At 73.0% G+C, this 19,811-nt stretch carries 22 protein-coding genes and 1 pseudogene; 13 read left to right on the top strand and 10 right to left on the bottom strand.

Translation table 11 applies throughout. The annotated features are described in order from the left end of the window. Window positions 1-307: 307 nt before the first annotated feature. Together AB0D44_RS11565 and AB0D44_RS11560 are read right to left on the bottom strand one after the other, a co-directional pair. The gene (locus AB0D44_RS11565) at window positions 308-1,102 is read right to left on the bottom strand and encodes a transglutaminase-like domain-containing protein (RefSeq protein WP_362588004.1); all 795 of its coding nucleotides are present in this window, start codon (window positions 1,100-1,102) and stop codon (window positions 308-310) included. Next, window positions 1,099-2,085: a GNAT family N-acetyltransferase gene (locus tag AB0D44_RS11560; RefSeq protein ID WP_362588001.1), complete on the bottom strand. Its 987-nt coding sequence runs from the start codon at window positions 2,083-2,085 to the stop codon at window positions 1,099-1,101. Before AB0D44_RS11560 ends, AB0D44_RS11565 begins: the two co-directional genes overlap by 4 nt. A 117-nt stretch (window positions 2,086-2,202) precedes the next feature. On the opposite strand from AB0D44_RS11560, the gene fdxA reads away from it, so the two are divergent. Together fdxA and dapC are read left to right on the top strand one after the other, a co-directional pair. Beyond that, entirely contained in the window at window positions 2,203-2,532 is a 330-nt protein-coding gene (gene fdxA, locus AB0D44_RS11555) for a ferredoxin (RefSeq protein ID WP_030868357.1), read from the top strand. A gap of 107 nt (window positions 2,533-2,639) precedes the next feature. Beyond that, a complete protein-coding gene (dapC, locus tag AB0D44_RS11550; protein ID WP_362587998.1) occupies window positions 2,640-3,734 on the top strand; it encodes a succinyldiaminopimelate transaminase in 1,095 nt (364 codons plus the stop codon). A gap of 72 nt (window positions 3,735-3,806) precedes the next feature. Here the strand turns inward: dapC and AB0D44_RS11545 are convergent, their stop codons facing one another. Together AB0D44_RS11545 and AB0D44_RS11540 are read right to left on the bottom strand one after the other, a co-directional pair. Then, entirely contained in the window at window positions 3,807-4,193 is a 387-nt protein-coding gene (locus AB0D44_RS11545) for a hypothetical protein (protein WP_362587995.1), read from the bottom strand. A gap of 234 nt (window positions 4,194-4,427) precedes the next feature. Beyond that, window positions 4,428-5,390, bottom strand: coding sequence for a hypothetical protein (locus tag AB0D44_RS11540; RefSeq protein ID WP_362587992.1), 963 nt, complete (start codon window positions 5,388-5,390; stop codon window positions 4,428-4,430). Window positions 5,391-5,524: 134 nt separating this feature from the next. Between AB0D44_RS11540 and dapE the strand changes: the two genes are divergently transcribed. Next, the gene (gene dapE, locus AB0D44_RS11535; protein WP_362587989.1) at window positions 5,525-6,604 is read left to right on the top strand and encodes a succinyl-diaminopimelate desuccinylase; all 1,080 of its coding nucleotides are present in this window, start codon (window positions 5,525-5,527) and stop codon (window positions 6,602-6,604) included. Window positions 6,605-6,668: 64 nt separating this feature from the next. Then, a complete protein-coding gene (locus AB0D44_RS11530) occupies window positions 6,669-7,427 on the top strand; it encodes a TIGR00730 family Rossman fold protein (RefSeq protein ID WP_362587986.1) in 759 nt (252 codons plus the stop codon). 69 nt (window positions 7,428-7,496) lie between these two features. Here AB0D44_RS11530 and folP read toward each other — a convergent pair whose 3' ends face one another. Then, window positions 7,497-8,357, bottom strand: coding sequence for a dihydropteroate synthase (gene folP / locus AB0D44_RS11525; RefSeq protein ID WP_362587983.1), 861 nt, complete (start codon window positions 8,355-8,357; stop codon window positions 7,497-7,499). 76 nt (window positions 8,358-8,433) lie between these two features. On the opposite strand from folP, the gene AB0D44_RS11520 reads away from it, so the two are divergent. Both AB0D44_RS11520 and AB0D44_RS11515 read left to right on the top strand, forming a co-directional pair. After that, a complete protein-coding gene (locus AB0D44_RS11520; RefSeq protein ID WP_362587980.1) occupies window positions 8,434-8,799 on the top strand; it encodes a DivIVA domain-containing protein in 366 nt (121 codons plus the stop codon). Beyond that, window positions 8,796-9,377, top strand: coding sequence for a DNA-3-methyladenine glycosylase I (locus tag AB0D44_RS11515; RefSeq protein WP_362587977.1), 582 nt, complete (start codon window positions 8,796-8,798; stop codon window positions 9,375-9,377). Before AB0D44_RS11520 ends, AB0D44_RS11515 begins: the two co-directional genes overlap by 4 nt. A gap of 19 nt (window positions 9,378-9,396) precedes the next feature. Here AB0D44_RS11515 and AB0D44_RS11510 read toward each other — a convergent pair whose 3' ends face one another. Next, entirely contained in the window at window positions 9,397-10,200 is an 804-nt protein-coding gene (locus AB0D44_RS11510; RefSeq protein ID WP_362587974.1) for an enoyl-CoA hydratase-related protein, read from the bottom strand. A 331-nt stretch (window positions 10,201-10,531) separates the two neighbouring features. Here AB0D44_RS11510 and AB0D44_RS11505 point away from each other — a divergent pair, with 331 nt between their 5' ends. Both AB0D44_RS11505 and AB0D44_RS11500 read left to right on the top strand, forming a co-directional pair. Continuing rightward, window positions 10,532-10,699, top strand: a complete 168-nt coding sequence (locus tag AB0D44_RS11505; protein WP_003966491.1) for a DUF3117 domain-containing protein — start codon at window positions 10,532-10,534, stop codon at window positions 10,697-10,699. A 108-nt stretch (window positions 10,700-10,807) separates the two neighbouring features. After that, window positions 10,808-11,470: a hypothetical protein gene (locus AB0D44_RS11500; RefSeq protein WP_362587972.1), complete on the top strand. Its 663-nt coding sequence runs from the start codon at window positions 10,808-10,810 to the stop codon at window positions 11,468-11,470. 4 nt (window positions 11,471-11,474) lie between these two features. On the opposite strand, the gene AB0D44_RS11495 is transcribed toward AB0D44_RS11500, so the two are convergent. Next, window positions 11,475-12,137, bottom strand: a complete 663-nt coding sequence (locus AB0D44_RS11495) for a class I SAM-dependent methyltransferase (RefSeq protein ID WP_362587969.1) — start codon at window positions 12,135-12,137, stop codon at window positions 11,475-11,477. Window positions 12,138-12,316: 179 nt separating this feature from the next. On the opposite strand from AB0D44_RS11495, the gene sigE reads away from it, so the two are divergent. From sigE to AB0D44_RS11470, 5 genes and pseudogenes are all read left to right on the top strand, one after another. Next, window positions 12,317-13,096, top strand: a complete 780-nt coding sequence (sigE, locus tag AB0D44_RS11490; RefSeq protein ID WP_362587966.1) for an RNA polymerase sigma factor SigE — start codon at window positions 12,317-12,319, stop codon at window positions 13,094-13,096. After that, entirely contained in the window at window positions 13,093-13,755 is a 663-nt protein-coding gene (locus tag AB0D44_RS11485; RefSeq protein WP_362587963.1) for a zf-HC2 domain-containing protein, read from the top strand. The genes sigE and AB0D44_RS11485 overlap by 4 nt, the downstream gene beginning before the upstream one ends. Before the next feature lie 279 nt (window positions 13,756-14,034). After that, a pseudogene (locus AB0D44_RS11480) lies at window positions 14,035-15,108 on the top strand (trypsin-like peptidase domain-containing protein); the annotation flags it as partial. Window positions 15,109-15,226: 118 nt separating this feature from the next. Continuing rightward, window positions 15,227-15,673, top strand: a complete 447-nt coding sequence (locus AB0D44_RS11475; RefSeq protein ID WP_362587960.1) for a sec-independent translocase — start codon at window positions 15,227-15,229, stop codon at window positions 15,671-15,673. Window positions 15,674-15,785: 112 nt separating this feature from the next. Further along, window positions 15,786-16,484: a hypothetical protein gene (locus tag AB0D44_RS11470; protein WP_362587958.1), complete on the top strand. Its 699-nt coding sequence runs from the start codon at window positions 15,786-15,788 to the stop codon at window positions 16,482-16,484. A gap of 68 nt (window positions 16,485-16,552) precedes the next feature. Here the strand turns inward: AB0D44_RS11470 and AB0D44_RS11465 are convergent, their stop codons facing one another. The 3 genes from AB0D44_RS11465 to AB0D44_RS11455 form a co-directional block, all read right to left on the bottom strand. Next, on the bottom strand, window positions 16,553-17,686 hold the full coding sequence (locus AB0D44_RS11465) for an Mrp/NBP35 family ATP-binding protein (RefSeq protein ID WP_362588031.1): 1,134 nt from the start codon (window positions 17,684-17,686) through the stop codon (window positions 16,553-16,555). Window positions 17,687-17,764: 78 nt separating this feature from the next. Then, window positions 17,765-18,469: a DUF1003 domain-containing protein gene (locus AB0D44_RS11460; RefSeq protein ID WP_362587955.1), complete on the bottom strand. Its 705-nt coding sequence runs from the start codon at window positions 18,467-18,469 to the stop codon at window positions 17,765-17,767. After that, the gene (locus AB0D44_RS11455; protein ID WP_362587953.1) at window positions 18,459-19,730 is read right to left on the bottom strand and encodes a CBS domain-containing protein; all 1,272 of its coding nucleotides are present in this window, start codon (window positions 19,728-19,730) and stop codon (window positions 18,459-18,461) included. Before AB0D44_RS11455 ends, AB0D44_RS11460 begins: the two co-directional genes overlap by 11 nt. Between the last annotated feature and the right edge of the window lie 81 nt (window positions 19,731-19,811).

Raw genomic sequence — 19,811 nt, 5'->3', positions numbered from 1 at the left:
CACGCTCGACGCCAAGAAGATCGTGCTGCTCGCCCCGTACATGCGCCCGCTCACCCGGACCGTCGTCGACTACCTCGGCCACGACCGGCGGGGCTGGGTGTGGCCGGCGTGCGGCGCCCTGTTCAGCCCGTCGGGCAGGGGGGCGCCGCTGCCGGGGGCCGGCCCCCGGGCCCCGCGCCTCAAGCGCCGGCGGGGCTGGGTGTGGGGGGCTGCCGCTGGCGGGGATCAGCCCCGGGCCCCCGGGCCTGCGCGACCCGGCGGAGCCCAGGGGTTTCGGCGGAGCCCGGGAGGTGGGGGGCGGGACGGGTCAGTTCAGGAGGGCGCGGGCGGCCGTGGCTTCGCTGCGGATGCGGGCGGCCGCACCGGCGTCCACCGCGTCGACCACGTCCGCGTACGCCTCCAGCTCCGCCGCGCCGTCCCGGAAGGCACCCCGTTCCACCAGCAGCCGCGCCCGCTCGTACCGCAGCGACGCCGGATGCGACGGCAGCAGCAGCGACAGCTCCAGCGCCCACAGCGCGACCCCCGACTGCTCCGGGCGGGACGAGGCCCAGGCCCGGATGTTGTTCAGGATCCGCAGCACGATGTCCAGCGTGCGCGCCGGGCTCCGCGGCCCCTCCGCCAGCTCCGCCGGCCCCGCCCCCAAGGACGCGCCGCCCGCGAACGGGTCGACCACCACGCCCTCCTCCGGATCCCCGAAGCCCACCACGAAGTGCCCCGGCAGCCCCAGCCCGTACACCGGCGCCCCCGCCCGCCGGGCGACCTCCAGCCAGACGACGGACAGCAGGATCGGCAGGCCCCGGCGCCGCCGCAGCACCTCGTGCAGGAGGGAGGAGGACAGCCGCTCGTAGTCCGCCGGGGTGCCGTGGAAGCCGAGCCGTCCGCCGAGCAGTTCCGTCACCGCCGCCGCCCAGGCCCGCCCGCCCCGCAGCCCGTACGGCAGCATCCCGGCCAGCCGGTCCAGCTCGATCTGCGCCCAGTCCATGGCGCGCTCGTCCAGCTCCGGATCCGCCTCCGCCGCCAGCAGCAGGCACAGCAGCGCCAGGTCCGGCCGCTCCGACCGGGCCTCCGCGGCGAACTGCTCGCGCCGCTCCTGCGGGGTCACCGCGCCGGCCGGTAGTGGTGGTAGGTGTGGTGCGTGGCGAAGCCCAGCCCGTCGTACAGGGCCCGCGCTCCCGGGTTGTCCGTCTCCACCTGGAGCCAGGCCGCCGACGCCCCCTCCTCCAGCGCCCGCCGCGCCAGCGCCGCCATCACCGCGGTCGCCAGACCCTCCCGCCGGTGCGCGGGATCGACGGTGACCGCCGCGAAACCGGCCCACCGCCCGTCCACCACGCAGCGCCCGATGGCCCGGCCCCCGGGCAGCGCCGCGAACCACACCGACGGGCCCTCGACCAGCACCCGCCGGGCCACCTCCGGGTCGGCGACCTTGCCGTAGCGCGCGAGCCACGCCTCGTCGGGGGTACGGGTCAGGCGTACGGCCCCGGCGGCGGGCGCGTCCACGTCCCCGACCGGGGCCAGCGCCCCGGTCCGTACCTCCGCCGACACCTCGGCCGCCCAGCCGCGCCGCTCCAGCTCCGCGATCAGCAGTTCCTGCGTCCCGACGGCGCCCGTGGCGGCCTGCACGTACGCCGGAAGTGCTCGCTGCGCGTACCAGGAGGTCACTCGAGCGAGTGCATCGTCCAGCGGTATCCCCGGATCGCCGAGCGGCAGCACCGAGTTGGCCCGACGGGTGAATCCGGCGGCCGCCCGCAGCGTCCACTCGCCCAGCGGCTCGCTCTCCAGCGGCTGCCAGGCCCGCGCGGCGACCCTCGAGAGCTCCTCGAAAGAGGCCGCAGGACCCCTCCGGCGGGCCGGCGCGGGAGGCACGACCTTGCCCGCGACCAGCGAGGATTCCGCGATGCGGACGGACTTTCCATTCTTTTGTGTGATCAGCAGCACACCCGCGTCCCAGGATGTGAGAACCCCTACGGTGTCCGTGTACGTGGGGGTCCCGCTCGACCCGCGCTCCACCCGTCGTACAGAGACTCGTTTACCCACGTCAGCGGGGGTAATACGGACCTCCAGCAGTCCACCGGCAGTGATTTCCACAGCTCTGTCCGCCCCTCCTGTTCGGATCGTGCCCGGGAACGGAGATACTAGGGGCGGGCATCGACGACGCCGCGCTCCCGCGCGATATGGAAAGCCCTACCGAGGAGGAACGAGAGCGTGACCTACGTCATCGCGGAGCCTTGTGTCGACGTCAAGGACAAGGCATGCATCGAAGAGTGCCCCGTCGACTGCATCTACGAGGGCCAGCGGTCCTTGTACATCCACCCGGACGAGTGCGTCGACTGTGGTGCGTGTGAGCCGGTCTGCCCGGTCGAGGCCATCTTCTACGAGGACGACACCCCGGAGGAGTGGAAGGACTACTACAAGGCGAACGTCGAGTTCTTCGACGAGCTCGGTTCGCCCGGTGGTGCCTCCAAGCTCGGCCTGATCGAGCGCGACCACCCCTTCATCGCGGCGCTTCCCGCCGACATCAACCCTTCTCACTGAGGGTTCACGGCACGAACGCCACTCGGTCCCGTACGGCCTGCCCGCCGCACGGGACCGAGGTGTTTGCCGACCCTCGCGACCAGCACCCAGAGAGAGCAGAGACCACCGTGGCCGCAGTATCCGACCGTCTTCCCGCCTTCCCCTGGGACAAGCTGGAGCCGTACAAGAAGACGGCGGCGGCCCACGCGGACGGCATCGTCGACCTGTCGGTCGGCACGCCCGTGGACCCGGTGCCCGAGCTCGTCCAGCGCGCCCTGATCGGTGCCGCGGACTCCCCGGGCTACCCGACGGTGTGGGGCACGGCCGCGCTGCGCGACGCGATCACCGGCTGGCTGCGCGACCGCCTCGGCGCGAGCGCCGCCGAGCACCGCAACGTCCTGCCGGTCGTCGGCTCGAAGGAGCTGGTGGCCTGGCTGCCGACCCAGCTGGGCCTGGGCGCGGGGGACAAGGTGGCGTACCCCCGGCTCGCGTACCCCACCTACGAGGTCGGCGCGCGGCTGTGCGGCGCCGAGGCCGTGGTCTACGACGACCCGACGGAGCTCGACCCGGCCGGCGTGAAGCTGCTGTGGCTCAACTCCCCGTCCAACCCCACCGGCAAGGTCCTCTCCAAGGAGGAGCTGATCCGGATCGTGGGCTGGGCGCGCGAGCACGGCATCCTGGTCTTCAGCGACGAGTGCTACCTGGAGCTGGGCTGGGAGGCCGAGCCGGTCTCCGTCCTCCACGACGACGTGTGCGGGGGCTCGTACGAGGGCCTCGTCGCCGTCCACTCGCTCTCCAAGCGCTCCAACCTGGCCGGCTACCGGGCCGCCTTCATCGCCGGTGACGCGGACGTGCTCGGCGAGCTGCTGGAGATCCGCAAGCACGGCGGCATGATGACCCCCGCCCCGGTGCAGGCGGCCACGGTCGCCGCGCTCGGCGACGACCGCCACGTCGAGGAGCAGCGCGCCCGCTACGCGGCCCGCCGCGCGGCCCTGCGCACGGCGCTGGAGGCGCACGGCTTCCGGGTCGAGCACAGCGAGGCCAGCCTCTACCTGTGGGTGACCCGGGACGAGCCCTGCTGGGACACCGTGGCCCACCTCGCCGACCTGGGCATCCTGGTCGCGCCGGGCGACTTCTACGGGGAGGCGGGCGCGCGGTTCGTGCGCGTGGCCTTCACCGCCACCGACGAGCGCGTCGAGGCCGCGGTCAAGCGCCTGGGCTGAGCCACCGCCGCCGGACGGCCCGAAGGGGCCGGGAGTTCGCGCTCCCGGCCCCTTCGGTGTTCCTGCGGTGTGTCAGCCCAGCGGCAGGCCACCGGGCAGGCCGCCCGTGAGGCCGCCCGGCAGACCGCCCGGCAGACCGCCCGGCAGCTCACCGGGGAGCCCGCCCGGCAGGTCCCCGCCCGGCAGGTCGCCGGCCAGCGGGGCCGCCGGGAGCTGCTGCGTGGCGGGCAGGCCGCCGAGCAGGCTGCCCGCCTTGTGGGTCACGTCGGCGGCGGGGGCGGCGGCCGGAACGGCCTCGACGGCGGTGCTCGCCGTGTCCGTGGCCGCCGCCGTCGTCGCGGCCGCGGCGTCCGGGGCGTCCGCGGCGCTGGCCGCGCCGGCCGCACCGACCACGGGGGCTGCCCCGGCTGCGAGGAGCAGCGCGGTGCGGGCGATCCGACGGGTCAGGGGGAGGGACATGATGCTCCTAAGCGGTAGCGGCTGAGTACGCCGTGTACAACCGCTCGTGGGGCGGGTGGAGTTGCGGAGCCGGTGGGTAAAAGATCGGTAACGCATCGTTTAATCGGCTTCCGCGACAAGCGCATTGGACGCGCGCCCACCAGGCCTTCTGTCCCTTCACGGCCCCCGCGGCCGCCGTGTCGGCCACCCCCGCAGGAGTGACCCCTCGTACGCGCGGCCGGGTCCCGGCGGGCCTCAGCGGGCGATGAAGATCCGGACTTCGTCGCCGAGGGCGTGGTGCGGGTCGCCGTCGCCGGACGTGCCGGGGCCGCCGCCCTTGCGCTGCCACGCGCCCCGGGCCTGTCCGCCGGTCCAGCCGTCGCCCCGGTACGAGACCCGGGCGATGCCCAGCTCGTGCGACCGGGCCACCGCCCAGTGCGCCATCGCCCGGCCGCGCCGCTCCTCCGCAGGCCCGCCGTCCCGCTTCAGCCGCAGGGTGACCTCCGGCTCCGCGGTCCCGCCCGGACCCGTCCGGCCGGCCTCCGCGCCGCCGGCCGCGGTGCCGGCCCCGGATCCGCCTCCGGTCCCGGTGCCTGCGCCGGCCCCGGTGCCTGCGCCGGCCAGTGCCTCCTTGCCGAAGGCCCGTGCCAGCTCCGCCTTCACCTTCTCCGGATCGCCCTTCAGCGGGGCCGGGCCCGAGCAGGACAGCACCCCGCCCTCGCCGAAGGCCGCCGTCAGGACCGTCGCGTCCGTCTCGTGCTTCGCGTACGCCTGCGGGTAGCCGCTGCGCTGCACCTTCTGCGCCGCCACCGTCAACGGCAGCCGCGAGTAACCCGGCACGTCCACGAGGTGGTCGTAGAAGATCCCGGCCGAGTACACCGGGTCCGTGATCTGCTCCGGCGTGCCCCAGCCCATCGAGGGCCGCTGCTGGAACAGGCCCAGCGAGTCCCGGTCGCCGTGGTCGAGGTTGCGCAGCGCCGACTCCTGCATGGCGGTCGCCAGCGCGATGGTCACCGCCCGGTCCGGCAACCCCTTGGAGATGCCGACGGCGGCTATCGTCGCCGCGTTCGCCGCCTGCTCCGGCGTCATCTCGTACTTCTGCCCGCCGGCGGCGGTCGAGGTGGCCGTGCAGTACGGGGCGCCCGCACCGCCGTTGGAGTACCGCTGGACGGCGAAATAGCCGATCACCGCGAACAGGACGAGCAGACCTACGGCCACGCGGAGCGGCCTGCGACGACGGGGGCGAGGATCACGGGTCTCGGACACGCGGCCCACCGTACTTGAGGCATATGACGCGTCCAGCGGCCGGACGTCCGAGGCCGCCCCGAGCCGGGCGCGTTAGGGTCGGTTCCATGCCGGAATCCGAGCTGGACCTCACCCTGGACGCCGCCGAGCTGACCGCCCGGCTCGTCGACATCCCCTCCGTGAGCGGCGACGAGAAGGTACTCGCCGACCTCGTGGAGCGCGCGCTGCGGGCCCTGCCGCACCTGACCGTGGACCGCTTCGGCAACAACGTCGTCGCCCGCACGCACCTCGGCCGCTCCGAGCGGGTCGTGCTCGCCGGCCACCTCGACACCGTGCCGATCGCCGACAACGTCCCCTCCCGCCTCGACGAGAACGACGTGCTGTGGGGCTGCGGGACGACGGACATGAAGTCGGGCGTCGCCGTGCAGCTGCGCATCGCGGCCACCGTCCCCGAGCCGAACCGGGACCTCACCTTCGTCTTCTACGACCAGGAGGAGGTCGCCGCCGACCTCAACGGCCTGGGCAAGGTGGCCGAAGCCCACCCCGACTGGCTGACCGGCGACTTCGCGGTGCTGCTCGAGCCCTCCAACGCCGAGGTCGAGGGCGGCTGCCAGGGCACCCTGCGCGTGCTGCTGCGCACCTCGGGGGAGCGCGCGCACTCCGCGCGCAGCTGGATGGGCTCCAACGCGATCCACTCGGCGGCGCCGATCCTGGCCCGGCTGGCGGCGTACGAGCCGCGCAAGCCGGTGATCGACGGACTGGAGTACCACGAGGGCCTCAACGCAGTCCGCATCGAAGGCGGCGTCGCCAACAACGTGATCCCCGACGGGTGCACGGTGACGGTCAACTTCCGCTACGCCCCCGACCGCAGCGAGGCCGACGCGATCGCCCACGTGCGGGAGGTGTTCGCGGACTGCGACATCGCCGAGTTCGTGATCGACGACTCCTCGGGCGGCGCCCTCCCCGGCCTCTCGCACCCGGCGGCGGCCGCCTTCATGGAGGCCGTCGGCGGCCGCGCCATGCCCAAGTTCGGCTGGACGGACGTCTCCCGCTTCAGCGCACTCGGCGTCCCGGCGGTCAACTACGGCCCGGGCGACGCCCTGCTGGCCCACAAGGTCGACGAACGCGTCGAGACGAAGGCGATCCTGCACTGCGAGGAACGACTCCGCGCCTGGCTGACCTCCTGAATTCCGCTTGCCGTCACCTTTGTGCGCCTACCCTGATCCAACGATCAGCAGGAGGGAGCACATCATGGGCAACCCTGACGGGTCCGCTCGCCGTCGGCCCGAGGAGCAGCAGCTCGGGCCGGTGCTGAGGAGGCGGAGCCAGGTGCAGGCGGGCAGTACGACGGACCAGCGGCTGCTGGATTCCGCCGGGCCTTCCGAGTGGGTGCACACCGATCCCTGGCGGGTCCTGCGCATCCAGTCGGAGTTCATCGAGGGCTTCGGCACGCTGGCCGAGCTGCCGCCCGCGATCAGCGTGTTCGGATCGGCCCGCACCCCGGCGGGAACGCCGGAGTACGAGGCGGGCGAGCGGATCGGCGGCGCACTGGTCGACGCGGGCTTCGCGGTGATCACCGGCGGCGGGCCGGGCGCGATGGAGGCGGCCAACAAGGGCGCCCGCGAGGCGGGCGGCATCTCGGTCGGCCTCGGCATCGAGCTCCCCTTCGAGCAGGGGCTCAACCAGCACGTCGACCTCGGGCTGAACTTCCGGTACTTCTTCGTCCGCAAGACGATGTTCGTGAAGTACAGCCAGGGCTTCGTGGTCCTGCCGGGCGGCCTCGGCACGCTGGACGAGCTGTTCGAGGCGCTGACCCTGGTCCAGACCCAGAAGATCACCCGCTTCCCGATCGTGCTGTTCGGCACGGAGTACTGGAGCGGCCTGATCGACTGGCTGCGGAACACGGTGATCGCCCAGGGCAAGGCCTCGGAGAAGGACCTCTACCTCTTCCACGTCACGGACGACGTGGACGAGGCGATCTCGCTGGTGACCAAGGAAGTCGGGAAGTAGGGAGCAGGAGCAGGACGCAGGAAGCAGGACGGAGGGCCCGGGCCGGCGCGGCCCGGGCCCTCCGCGGTCTCAGGCCAGTCCGCGGCGGGCGACCGCCGGAGGCCGGTGGCCCTGGATCGAGCGGACCATGTCCAGCACCTGCCTGGTCTCCGCCACTTCGTGGACGCGGTAGACCTGGGCGCCCAGCCAGGCCGAGACGGCCGTCGTGGCCAGGGTGCCCAGCAGGCGCTCCTTGACCGGCTTGTCGAGGGTCTCGCCGACGAAGTCCTTGTTGGACAGGGAGACCAGGACCGGCCAGCCCGTCGCCGTCATCTCCCCCAGCCGGCGCGTGGCCTCCAGCGAATGCCGGGTGTTCTTCCCGAAGTCGTGGCCCGGGTCGATCATGATCGCGTCCCGGCGGACACCGAGGGCCGCGGCCCGTTCGGCGAGGCCGACCGTGACGCGCAGGATGTCGTCCACGACGTCCTCGTACGAGGTCCGGTGCGGCCGGGTGCGCGGCTCCACCCCGCCGGCGTGGGTGCACACCAGCCCGGCCCCGTGGCGCGCCGCGACCGCGGCCAGCTCGGGGTCCACCCCGCCCCACGCGTCGTTCAGCAGATCGGCCCCCGCTTCGCAGACGGCCTCGCCGACCTCGTGCCGCCAGGTGTCCACGCTGATCACCACGTCCGGGTGGCGGCGCCGGACCTCGGCCACGAAGCCCACCGTGCGCCGGGCCTCCTCGGCCGCGTCGACGTGCTCGCCGGGGCCGGCCTTGACCCCGCCGATGTCGATGATCGCGGCGCCCTCGGCGACGGCCTGCTCGACCCGGTCGAGCGCCGGCTCGTCGCGGAAGGTCGCGCCCTGGTCGTAGAAGGAGTCCGGAGTCCGGTTCACGATGGCCATGATCACCGGCTCGTGGGTGTCGAACTCGCGCCTGCCCAGTCGCAGCATCCTGCTCTTTCCTCCTTCGGCGGCCCATGCGCCTCGCCTGCGACCTTAACCTGGTGGCCGGAGTCTCTCAGGGGAGTTGATCGTGTTCTTCTTCTTGATGATCGCGCTGGTCGTGGTCGTGGCAGCGGTCACCCTTGCGGTGATCGGCGGCGGTTCGGAGGCCGTCCTGCCGGAAGCGGAGCCGGACCGGGTGGGCGACGGGCTGCCGGAGACCCGGCCCGTCGTACGGGCGGACATCGACGCCCTGCGGCTGCCGGTCGCGCCGCGCGGCTACCGGATGGCCGAGGTGGACGACGTACTGGACCGGCTGGCGGCGGAGCTGGCCGAGCGGGACGCGCGGATCGCACAGCTGACGGCGGCGGCCGCGCCGGCCGCCCCGGTTTCCCCGGCCGCCCCCGGCGCGGGCGAGGAGCGGGTCGACCTCACCAAGGACGAACGGTGAGCGGCGCCGGGCTGCTGGCCGGGCCGGACGGCGCCCTGCGCTGTCCCTGGGGGCTGTCCACCGAGGACTACGTCGCCTACCACGACACCGAGTGGGGCAAGCCGGTGCACGGGGACGACGCGCTGTACGAGCGGCTGTGCCTGGAGGCCTTCCAGTCGGGGCTCTCCTGGATCACGATCCTGCGCCGGCGCGCGGGCTTCCGTAAGGCCTTCGCGGAGTTCGAGATCGCGGCCGTCGCGGAGTTCGGGCCCGCCGATGCGGAGCGGCTGCTGGCGGACGAGGGGATCATCCGCAACCGGGCCAAGATCGAGGCCACCCTGGCCAACGCGAAGGTGCTGGCCGGGTGGCGGCCCGGGGAGCTGGACGAGCTGATCTGGTCCCACGCCCCGAAGGGGCCGGGCCGGGCGCCGAGGAGCACCGCCGAGGTGCCGGCGGTCACCGCGGAGTCCACGGCCCTGGCCAAGGCCCTGAAGAAGGCGGGAATCCGCTTCGTCGGGCCCACCACGGCCTACGCGCTGATGCAGGCGTGCGGCCTGGTCAACGACCACCTCGCGGGCTGCGTCTCCCGCGAGGCGTAGTCCTAGTCCTGCGCCGCGGTCAGCGGCCGAGGTACTGCGGCGGCTGCTTCGCGAGGAAGGCCTGGACGGCGATGGAGTGGTCCTCGGAGGCCCCGGCGCGGGTCTGGAGGACGTCCTCGCGCTCCAGCGCGTCGGCGAGCGAGTGGGAGGCCCCGTACGCCAGGGACTCCTTCAGCGCGGCGTAGGCGACCGTGGGGCCGCAGGCCAGCGCGCGGGCCACGGCCTCGGCCTCGGCGTGCAGGGAGTCCGCGGGGACCAGGCGGTTGGCGATGCCGAGCTCGTACGCCTCCTGGGCCTTAACCGAGCGCGGGAAGAGCAGCAGGTCGGACGCGCGGGAGGCGCCGATGAGGCGGGGCAGGGTCCACGAGACCCCGGAGTCGGCGGTCAGCGCCACCCCGGCGAACGAGGTGTTGAAGGACGCGGTGTCGGCGACGACCCGGAAGTCCGCCGCGAGCGCGAAACCGAAGCCCGCCCCGGCCGCGACGCCGTTCACCCCGGCCACCACCGGCTTCGGCATCTGCGTGAGCGCCTTGACGATCGGGTTGTAGTGCTCGGCGACGGTGCTCATCGTGAGGGAGGAGCCGCCCTCGCGGTCCGCCGCCAGGTTCCCGATGTGTTCCTTGAGGTCCTGGCCCACGCAGAAGGCCCGGCTGCCGGCCGCGGTCAGCAGCACGGCCCGTACCGCGGTGTCGGCGGCCGCCGCGAGGGCCGCGTCGCGCAGTGCGACCTTGGCCTCCGTGTTCATGGCGTTCATCGCGTCCGGGCGGTTGATCGTGATGGTCGCGAGTCCGTCGGTCACTTCGTAGAGCACGCTGTCGGCCATGGCAGGGGGTCCCCCTTCGTCGCGGGATGGCTACCGGCCGGTACGGCCGGTGCAAGAGCCAGCATGGCGGACCGGACGGCATGCGCACATGTGATGTGCGTCAAAGAAAGCCGAGGCCGTCCACCGGGGGCGGGGGCGAAGTATCGCAGGCGGGTCCCCGAAATGAGTGGTTTTGGCCGAGCGCGTTGCGCAAGCGTTCCCGGCCGATGTTGGTCATCGGGTCCTGACATGCGGGATAATGGCTGGGAAGCAATGTGTTCGATGCCGGGTACTAGGCGCCTGAATGGGGCCGTCGGCTGACGATGAGCTGGTTTCAGGAAGGGGAACGAGCATGGCGGCCATGAAGCCGCGGACGGGCGACGGCCCGCTCGAGGTCACCAAGGAGGGGCGGGGCATCGTCATGCGCGTACCGCTCGAGGGCGGCGGTCGGCTCGTCGTCGAGCTGACCCCGGACGAGGCGGACGCCCTGGGTGACGCCCTGAAGAAGGTCGTCGGCTGACCCGTCGGCACCATCTGCATTCTGCATTCTCTGCGCTGCCCCGATCGCGACCAGCGGTCGGGGCAGCGTTGTGTCCAGGACCACGACCTTGATCGCCGGAGCCGTGACGTGACGTTCTCCCCGCCCGCGCCGCCCGCCCCGCCCGCGCCCACCGCCCCGTCCGCGCCGCCCGCGCCCCCCGCCTTCGCGGAATGCACCCCCCGCCAGAAGGCGGCCCGGATCCTCACCGACGCGCTGGCCCCGGCGAACCTGGTGGTCTCCCTGCTCCTGCTGATCGGCTGGCACAGCACCGGCTCGTGGTCCGGTCTCGGCTGGGGGCTGCTGGGGGCCCTGTTCTGCGGGGTGGTCCCGATCGGGATCATCCTGGTCGGCGTGCGGCGCGGGGCGCTGACCGACCAGCACATCCGCATACGCCGTCAGCGGATGGTCCCGATGACGCTGAGCGCGCTCTCCGTCGCCGCCGGGCTCGCGCTCCTGTACCTGCTCGGCGCCCCGGCGGACGTGTTCGCGCTCGTCGTCGCGATGCTCGTCGGCCTGGCCTCGTCCCTGCTGGTGACCGTCGGCTGGCAGATATCCATCCACATGTCGGTGGCCGGCGGCACGGTGATGATCCTGCTGCTCGTCTTCGGGGCGCCCGTGCTCCCCGCGGCCCTGCTCGCCGGCGCCGTCGGCTGGTCGCGGCTGGTGCTGAAGGCGCACACACCGGCCCAGGTCCTCGCCGGCAGCGCCCTGGGCGGCGCGGCGGCCCTGACGTTCGCCCTGCTGCGCTGACGGCTCAGCGCCGCACGGCGCACAGCAGGCCGTCGCCCACCGGGAGCAGCGCGGCCTCCAGGGCGGGGCTCTCCCGGACGCTGCGCAACAGCTCGCGGACGCGGAGCACTTCCACCGGCTGGGCCGAGGAGTCGACCGTACGGCCGTCGGAGAAGACCCCCTCGAAGCACACCAGCCCGCCGGGGCGCAGCAGGCGCAACGATTCAGCGAGGTACTCGAGGGACTCGGCCGGGTCGCCGTCGCAGAAGACGAGGTCGTAGCCGCCGTCGGCGAGGCGGGGCAGGACGTCGAGTGCCCGGCCCGGGATGAAGCGCGCGCGGTTGCCCGCGAAGCCGGCGGCGCGGAAGGCCTGGCGGGCGAAGGCCTGCCGGTCGGCTTCGGGATCCACCGTGGTCAGCACCCCGTCCGGGCGCATCCCGTGGAGCAGGTGGATGCCGGAGACGCCGGTTCCGGTACCGATCTCGGCGACGGCCTTGGCGTCCGCGGTGGCGGCCAGCAGGCGCAGCGCGGCCCCGGTACCGGGGGAGACCGAGCGCAGGCCCGCTTCCCTGGACCGGTCGCGGGCCCATCGCAGAGCGTCGTCCTCGGCGACAAACGCGTCGGCGAACGCCCAGCTCGTCTGCCGGTTGCCGGTAATGACCCTCTCCTGTCCCCATAGTTGGCGCAACGGTGACTGTATCCGTTGACGTCGGGAACCCGCAGATGGGACCGGGCGTTGAGTGGGGTGTGGGCGGGATAAGAAGGGACGCTGCCGGGCAGATCGCCAGTCCCGGAGCGCTCCTGGGCCCGCGAGCCGTGCAAAGTTACTGCAAAAATGCTTATCCGGAGCTGACAGAGGGGGTGGCTATGGTAGGGACTCCGCTGGACACCACCAGAGCCGACAGGGGAGGTGCGGCTGCGCCTGTGGATCGTGGAGGCGTGCTGAGACGTCTCTTCTGGTCGGCGGGTGAGCCGAAATCCGTGACCGACACCGCTGACCGCTTCCACACCGCAGCCACCGCAACCACCGCGACCTTCGCCGCCGATGCGGGCTCCCAGGCGTGGACCCCTCCTTCCTGGGAGGAGATCGTCAGCACGCACAGTGCGCGGGTCTACCGTCTCGCCTACCGTCTGACGGGCAACCAGCACGACGCCGAGGACCTGACCCAAGAGGTCTTCGTCCGCGTCTTCCGTTCGCTGTCCACGTACACGCCCGGCACCTTCGAGGGCTGGCTGCACCGCATCACGACCAACCTGTTCCTGGACATGGTCCGCCGCAAGCAGCGCATCCGCTTCGACGCGCTCGCCGACGACGCCGCCGAGCGGCTGCCCAGCCGCGAGCCGTCCCCCCAGCAGGTCCTGCACGACACCCACTTCGACGCGGACGTCCAGCAGGCGCTCGACACCCTCGCGCCCGAGTTCCGCGCGGCCGTGGTGCTGTGCGACATCGAGGGCCTGTCCTACGAGGAGATCGCCGCCACGCTCGGCGTGAAGCTCGGCACCGTGCGCAGCCGCATCCACCGGGGCCGCTCGCACCTGCGCAAGGCGCTCAAGCACCGGTCCCCCGCCGCCCGCGCCGAGCAGCGCGCGCTGGCCGGGGCGGCCGTGGGCGCGCCGGGCGCCGGGGGAGAGGGCGGAGCCGAGTGAGCGGCGTCAGTCCGTCCCCCGCCGAACAGCACCTGGGCGACCGGCTCGCCGCCCTGGTCGACGGGGAGCTGAACCACGAGGCGCGCGAGCGGGTCCTCGCCCACCTGGCCACCTGTGCCAAGTGCAAGGCCGAGGCCGATGCCCAGCGCCGCCTGAAGACCATGTTCGTGGAGAGCGCGCCGCCGCCGCTGTCCGCCGGGCTGCTGGCGCGGCTGCAGGGGCTGCCGGGCGGCGGGTTCGACGGGCCGTCCGGCCCCGGGGGTCCGCCCGCGGGCGACCCGCTGGCCTCGTTCGCGTACGCCCTGCCCACGGCCTCCCGGCCGCAGCAGGAGGGCTTCCCGATCCACGAGGTGGGCCGCCCGCGCCGTCGGTTCGCGTTCGCCGCCGCCGGAGCGGTGTCCCTGGCCGCGCTCGCCTTGGGCGGGGCGATGCCGCTGGAGACCGCGGATCCGAACGTGCGCGGGGAGTCCCCCGCGCCCGCTTCCCGGCCCGGGCCCGCCGTGTCGGTGGCCGACGCCTCGGTGACCGGCGCGTTCGTCCGCGACCGGATGCCCACTCCGGCCGCCGTGCCGACGCTCCTGTCGACCGCCGCGACCCCGCTCCCGCCGCTCCACCCCTCCCCGCCGAGCTCGGCCCGCCCGGTCTCCCTGCTGCGCTGACCCGGGACCTGGTTGAATCTTCGGCACATGCGCACGAGTACGCGGGGAGCGCCGATGGCCGACAGGCAGCAGACCGATCCGGCTCCACAGTGGTGGAGCCGGCCCGAGGGCACGGCGGCGGACACCGTCCGCGAAGGGGTTCCCGCCCCGCGGCCCGAGGGCGGCGGCGAACCCGAGTCCCCGATGCCGGTCCGCGAGGTGCGGTACGACCCCTGGGGCGAACAGCCGCTGCAGGTCGTGGACCGGGGCCGGCAGGGGCGTGGGTTCCGGCTGTGGCAGGTGGCGGCCCTCGCCGCGGGCACGGCGCTGCTCGCCGGCGGGACCGGCGGCTACCTCGGCGTCCTCGCGGAGCGCCAGAGCAGCACCCGCCTGGAGCTGCCCCAGGCCGCGGCCGCCGACCAGGGCCGCGCCCCCGACAGCGTCGCGGGCATCGCAGCCACTGCCCTTCCCGGGGTGGTCACCCTGCACGTGCGGGGCACCTCCGGCAGCGGCACGGGTACCGGCTTCGTACTCGACCAGCAGGGGCACATCCTGACCAACAACCACGTGGTCGCCGGCGCCAAGGAGATGGCGGTCACCTTCAGCACCGGCGAGAGCGTCACCGCCGAGCTGGTGGGCCGGGACTCCGGCTACGACCTGGCCGTGGTCAAGGTCAGCGGGGTCCGGGGCCTGCAGCCGCTGAGCCTGGGGAACTCGGAGAACGTGCGGGTCGGCGACCCGGTCGTGGCCATCGGCGCCCCCTTCGACCTGTCCAACACCGTCACCGCGGGCATCATCAGCGCCACCGGCCGGCCCGTCACCGCCGGCGGCGACAAGGGCGACGGCAGCGACATCAGCTACGTCGACGCCCTGCAGACCGACGCCCCGATCAACCCCGGGAACTCCGGCGGCCCCCTCCTGGACGCCAAGGCGCACGTGGTCGGCATCAACAGTGCCATCCGGGGCGCCGACAAGGACGATCCCGCCCGCCAGGGCGGCTCCATCGGACTCGGCTTCGCCATCCCGATCAACCAGGGCAAGCGCGTCGCCGAGGAGCTCATCCGCACCGGCCGTGCCACCCACCCGGTCATCGGCGTCACCCTCGACATGGAGTACGCGGGCGACGGGGCCCGGGTCGGGGACAAGGGCGGGGACGGCAAGCCCGCGGTGGTCGCCGACGGGCCGGCCGCCCGCGCCGGGATCAAGGCCGGGGACGTGATCACCAAGGTGGACGGCCAGCGGGTGCGCGGCGGCGACGAGCTGATCATCAAGATCCGCGCGCATCGGCCGGGCGATCCGCTGACCCTCACGGTGATCCGCGACGGCCGGGAGCGCACCCTCGAACTGGTCCTCGGCTCGGCGAACGGATCATGACCGGCAGGTGACGTACGCGGGAAACCGGTATTGAGCCGGTATGCAGGTATGGGCCCGGTGAGAACGCCGGGTACCGTGTGTCCAGGCCCGAAGTGATGGAGAGCCGAGGAGCGGCAAGGTGTTCAACGACATAGGCGCACTCGAACTTGTCACGATCGTGGTGCTCGCCATCCTCGTCTTCGGCCCGGACAAGCTGCCCAAGGTCATCCAGGACGTCAGCGGCGTCATCCGCAAGATCCGCGCCTTCTCCGACAGTGCCAAGCAGGACATCCGGTCCGAACTCGGCCCGGAGTTCAAGGATTTCGAGTTCGAGGACCTGAACCCGAAGACCTTCATCCGCAAGCAGCTGACCGAGAACGAGGACCTCAAGGAGATCCGCAGCAGCTTCGACCTCCGCAAGGAGCTGAACGACGTCACCGACGCCGTGAACAGCAAGGAGACCGATTCCGCGGCTGCCCCGGCCGGCCCCTCCGCCGCGCCCGCCGGCGCCGGTGCGGACCTGCTGAAGAAGCCCGCGGCCCCCGCCGCGGAGCAGCGCGCCCGTTTCGACGCCGACGCCACCTGAGCGCAGCCTGCCCGGCGATCCGCGGTCGGATGGCTATCCTCCATCTGTCCGGACCCAGGACGCCCGAGGGGGGCTGGCCGTTCCGGGCCCCACGGAACGAGAGGCCGCTCAGATGGAGACGACGAGCAGTAGCAGGGTCGGCGCGCAGACCGCCGCCGCACCCGCTGAGGAACCGCAGACGACGCAGCCGCCGGAGGCCGCCGTGCCGGTCCCGGCCGCCCGGCGGACGGTCGAGGGCTTTCTGGCGGCCGATTTCCCCTGGTACGGGCTGGACGAGGCCTTCACCGGCCCCCGCTGGCTCATGCAGGTGGGCACGGCCGCCGACGGTACCGTCGAGCACGGATCCACCGGCCACGGCGACGAGCCGTCCGCCCGCGGTGAGATCGCCACCGGTGAGAAGGAGCGCTTCGCGGTGGTCGTCACCGTCGCCAGCAACCCCGTACGGCGCAGCGGAGACGGCACCGGAACCCTGGAGGCCACCTCGGTCTCCTCCGCCGCCTGGCTGGCCGGCTCGGGGCTGCTGGCCTACAGCTGGCCCGGGCAGATGGACCACTCGCTGCGCAGCGACTGGCTCGACCAGCAGACCGAAGCCGCCTGGGAGCTCGCGGACGACCTCGGGGGCGAGGACTGGTCGACGCTGTCGCTTCCGGTGGACGGGGAGCCGACCACCTTCCACTACCGCGAGTCGGAGTTCGGGTGGGTGCTGGCCGGATCCACCGGCAGCGGCGTTCACCTGGGCGCCTACGGGCGCGGGATGAGCGCGTACGGGCTCGGGTTCTCCGCCATCGCGGACCTCGGTACGTACGAGTAGCGGCAACGCGGAAGGGCACCGCCGGCCGGCGGTGCCCTTCGCGCCGAGCGGCCCGTGCGGGCCGCCCGTCAGAACTTGTTGCGCGGGGTGATGCCCAGGGACATGCCCGACAGACCGCGGGCGCGGCCGCCCAGCTTGCCGGCGATCGCGCGCAGGGCCGCGCCGGCCGGGGAGTCCGGGTCGGACAGGACGACGGGCTTGCCCTCGTCGCCGCCCTCGCGCAGGCGGACGTCGATCGGGATGGAGCCGAGCACCGGAACGGTCGCGCCGACCGTCTTGGTGAGGCCGTCGGCGACCTTCTGGCCACCGCCCGAGCCGAAGACGTCCACCATCTCGTCGCAGTGCGGGCACGGCAGGCCCGACATGTTCTCGACGACGCCGACGATCTTCTGGTGGGTCTGCACGGCGATCGAGCCGGCCCGCTCCGCCACCTCGGCGGCGGCCTGCTGCGGCGTGGTGACGACCAGGATCTCCGCGTTCGGCACCAGCTGGGCCACCGAGATCGCGATGTCACCGGTGCCCGGCGGCAGGTCCAGCAGCAGCACGTCCAGGTCGCCCCAGAACACGTCCGCAAGGAACTGCTGGAGGGCCCGGTGCAGCATCGGGCCGCGCCACACCACCGGCGCGTTGCCCGGGGTGAACATGCCGATGGAGATGACCTTCACGCCGTTCGCCGACGGCGGCATGATCATGTTCTCGACCTGGGTGGGGCGGCCGTCGACACCCAGCATGCGCGGCACGCTGTGGCCGTAGATGTCGGCGTCGACCACGCCGACCTTCAGGCCGTCCGCGGCCATCGCCGCGGCCAGGTTCACCGTGACGGACGACTTGCCGACACCGCCCTTGCCGGACGCGACCGCGTACACACGGGTCAGCGAGCCCGGCTTCGCGAAGGGCACCTCGCGCTCGGCGGTCCCGCCGCGCAGCGTGGCGGCCAGCTCCTTGCGCTGCTCGTCGCTCATCACGTCCAGGGAGACGGCGACCGAGGTGACGCCCGCGACGCGCTCGACGGCCTCGGTGACGTTCTTGGTGATGGTCTCGCGCATGGGGCAGCCCGACACGGTGAGGTAGACGGTGACGGCGACCGCGCCCCCGTCACCGATCTCCACCGATTTCACCATGCCGAGTTCGGTGATCGGCCGGTGGATCTCGGGGTCGTTCACCGTCGCCAGCGCGTCCAGGATCGCGTCCTGCTCGGGCACGGCGGCGGCGTCGGCGGAGCTTGTGTCGGTAGCCATGCCCCGATGGTACGGCTCGGTAGCACGGCTCGGGAAAGCCCGTCAGCGGTCGCCTTCGTCACGTTCCGGCGGGAATAGCCGCCGCTCGTCCATCTCCTTGATCAGGTCCTGGAACTCGGACCTGATCCAGTCGCGCGTCGCGACCTCGCCCAGGCCCATCCGCAGCGCCGCGATCTCCCGCGTCAGGTACTCGGTGTCGGCGATGGACCGCTCGTTCTGCTTGCGGTCCTGCTCCAGGTTGACCCGGTCGCGGTCGTCCTGCCGGTTCTGGGCCAGCAGGATCAGCGGAGCGGCGTACGAGGCCTGCAGCGACAGCATCAGCGTCAGGAAGATGAACGGGTACTGGTCGAACCGCAGGTCGTCCGGAGCGAAGATGTTCCACAGCACCCAGACGATGATGACGACCGTCATCCACACGATGAACCGGCCCGTGCCCAGGAACCGCGCCACCCGCTCCGACAGGCGCCCGAACGCCTCCGGGTCGTACTCGGGCAGCAGCTTGCGGCGCGCCGGGCGCGGCAGGTCCAGCCGGACCCGTGAACGCGTCAGCGCGCTCGAACCGGTCGACGGACCGAACTGACCGGCCTTCACCCGCTCGCCGCGCTCGAAGGACGAACGCTCCACCCGCTCGGCGGCGTCCGCCAGCCCCTGCTCGCGCGCCTGCAGCCTCGCCTGCTCGCGGCGCTCGCGGATCTGCTCCCGCCGCCGCTCGCGCGACTGGTCGCCGCGCCCCCGGTCAGTGGCCATGGACGGCCTCCTCGGAGTGGAAGTCCGTCTCGCGCCAGTCCTCCGGCAGCAGGTGGTCCAGTACGTCGTCCACCGTGACCGCGCCCAGCAGCGAACCGCTCTCGTCGACCACCGGCACGGCCACCATGTTGTACGCGGCCAGGTAGCTGGTCACCACCGGCAGCGAGGCGTCCGGCCGCAGCGGCGCCAGCCCGGTGTCCACGATCGAGCTGACGAGGGTGAACGGCGGGTCCCGCAGCAGCCGCTGGAAGTGCACCGTGCCGAGGTACTTGCCCGTCGGCGTCTCGTCCGGCGGCCGGCACACGTACACCTGGGCCGCCAGCGCCGGCGACAGGTCCGCCTGCCGCACGCGGGCCAGCGCGTCCGCGACCGTCGCGTCCGGCCGCAGCACGATCGGCTCGGTGGTCATCAGACCGCCCGCCGTGCGCTCCTCGTAGGACATCAGGCGCCGTACGTCGGCCGCGTCGTCCGGCTGCATCAGCGTCAGCAGCCGCTCCTTGTCGTCCTCCGGCAGCTCGGAGAGCAGGTCGGCCGCGTCGTCCGGGTCCATGGCCTCCAGGACGTCGGCGGCGCGCTCCTCCTTCAGCTTGCCGAGGATCTCCACCTGCTCGTCCTCGGGCAGCTCCTCCATGACGTCCGCCAGCCGGTCGTCGTCGAGGGCGCTCGCCACCTCGGCGCGCCGCTTCGGTGACAGGTGGTGCAGCACGTTCGCCACGTCGGCCGGGCGCATCTGCTCGAAGGTCGCGACCAGGTTCTCGGCGCCCTGGCCCTCCTCCTCCAGCGAGAAGCCGGTCACCGCCGACCACTCCACCGTCAGGGTCTCCCCGCGCCGGCGCAGCGCACCGCCCTTGCCCTTCCGTACGAAGATCTTGTCGATCTCCCAGTCCCGGCGGGCCGGCAGCTGCTGGATGGCCACGTCCAGGACGGTGGCCTCCTCACCGGACGCGGTCAGCCGTACCCGCCGGTCGAGCAGCTCGCCGAGGATCAGCCGCTCGGTGGGGCGCTGCTCGAAGCGCCGCATGTTGACCACGCCGGTGGTGATGACCTGCCCGGACTCCACGCCCGTGACCCGGGTCATGGGCAGGAAGATCCGCCGCCGGCTGACCACCTCGACCACCAGGCCCAGCAGCCGGGGCGGCCGGCCGCCGACGCGCAGCATCGCGACGAGGTCGCGCACGCGGCCCACCTGGTCGCCGTTGGGGTCGAAGACGGGCACACCCGACAGATGCGAGACGAAGATCCGCGGGGCGCCTGCAGCCATCCGAGCGCCTCCTAGAGCGTCCATCAACAGTCCTGCCGCCCCTCAGGCTAGCCCGTGCGCCGCGCAACCGTCCTGGTGGGG

Source organism: Streptomyces sp. NPDC048349, assembly GCF_040651925.1.
Taxonomy (GTDB): Bacteria; Actinomycetota; Actinomycetes; order Streptomycetales; family Streptomycetaceae; genus Streptomyces.
Note: the sequence above shows the minus strand (reverse complement) of the source record. Positions and strands in the feature narration are given on the sequence as shown.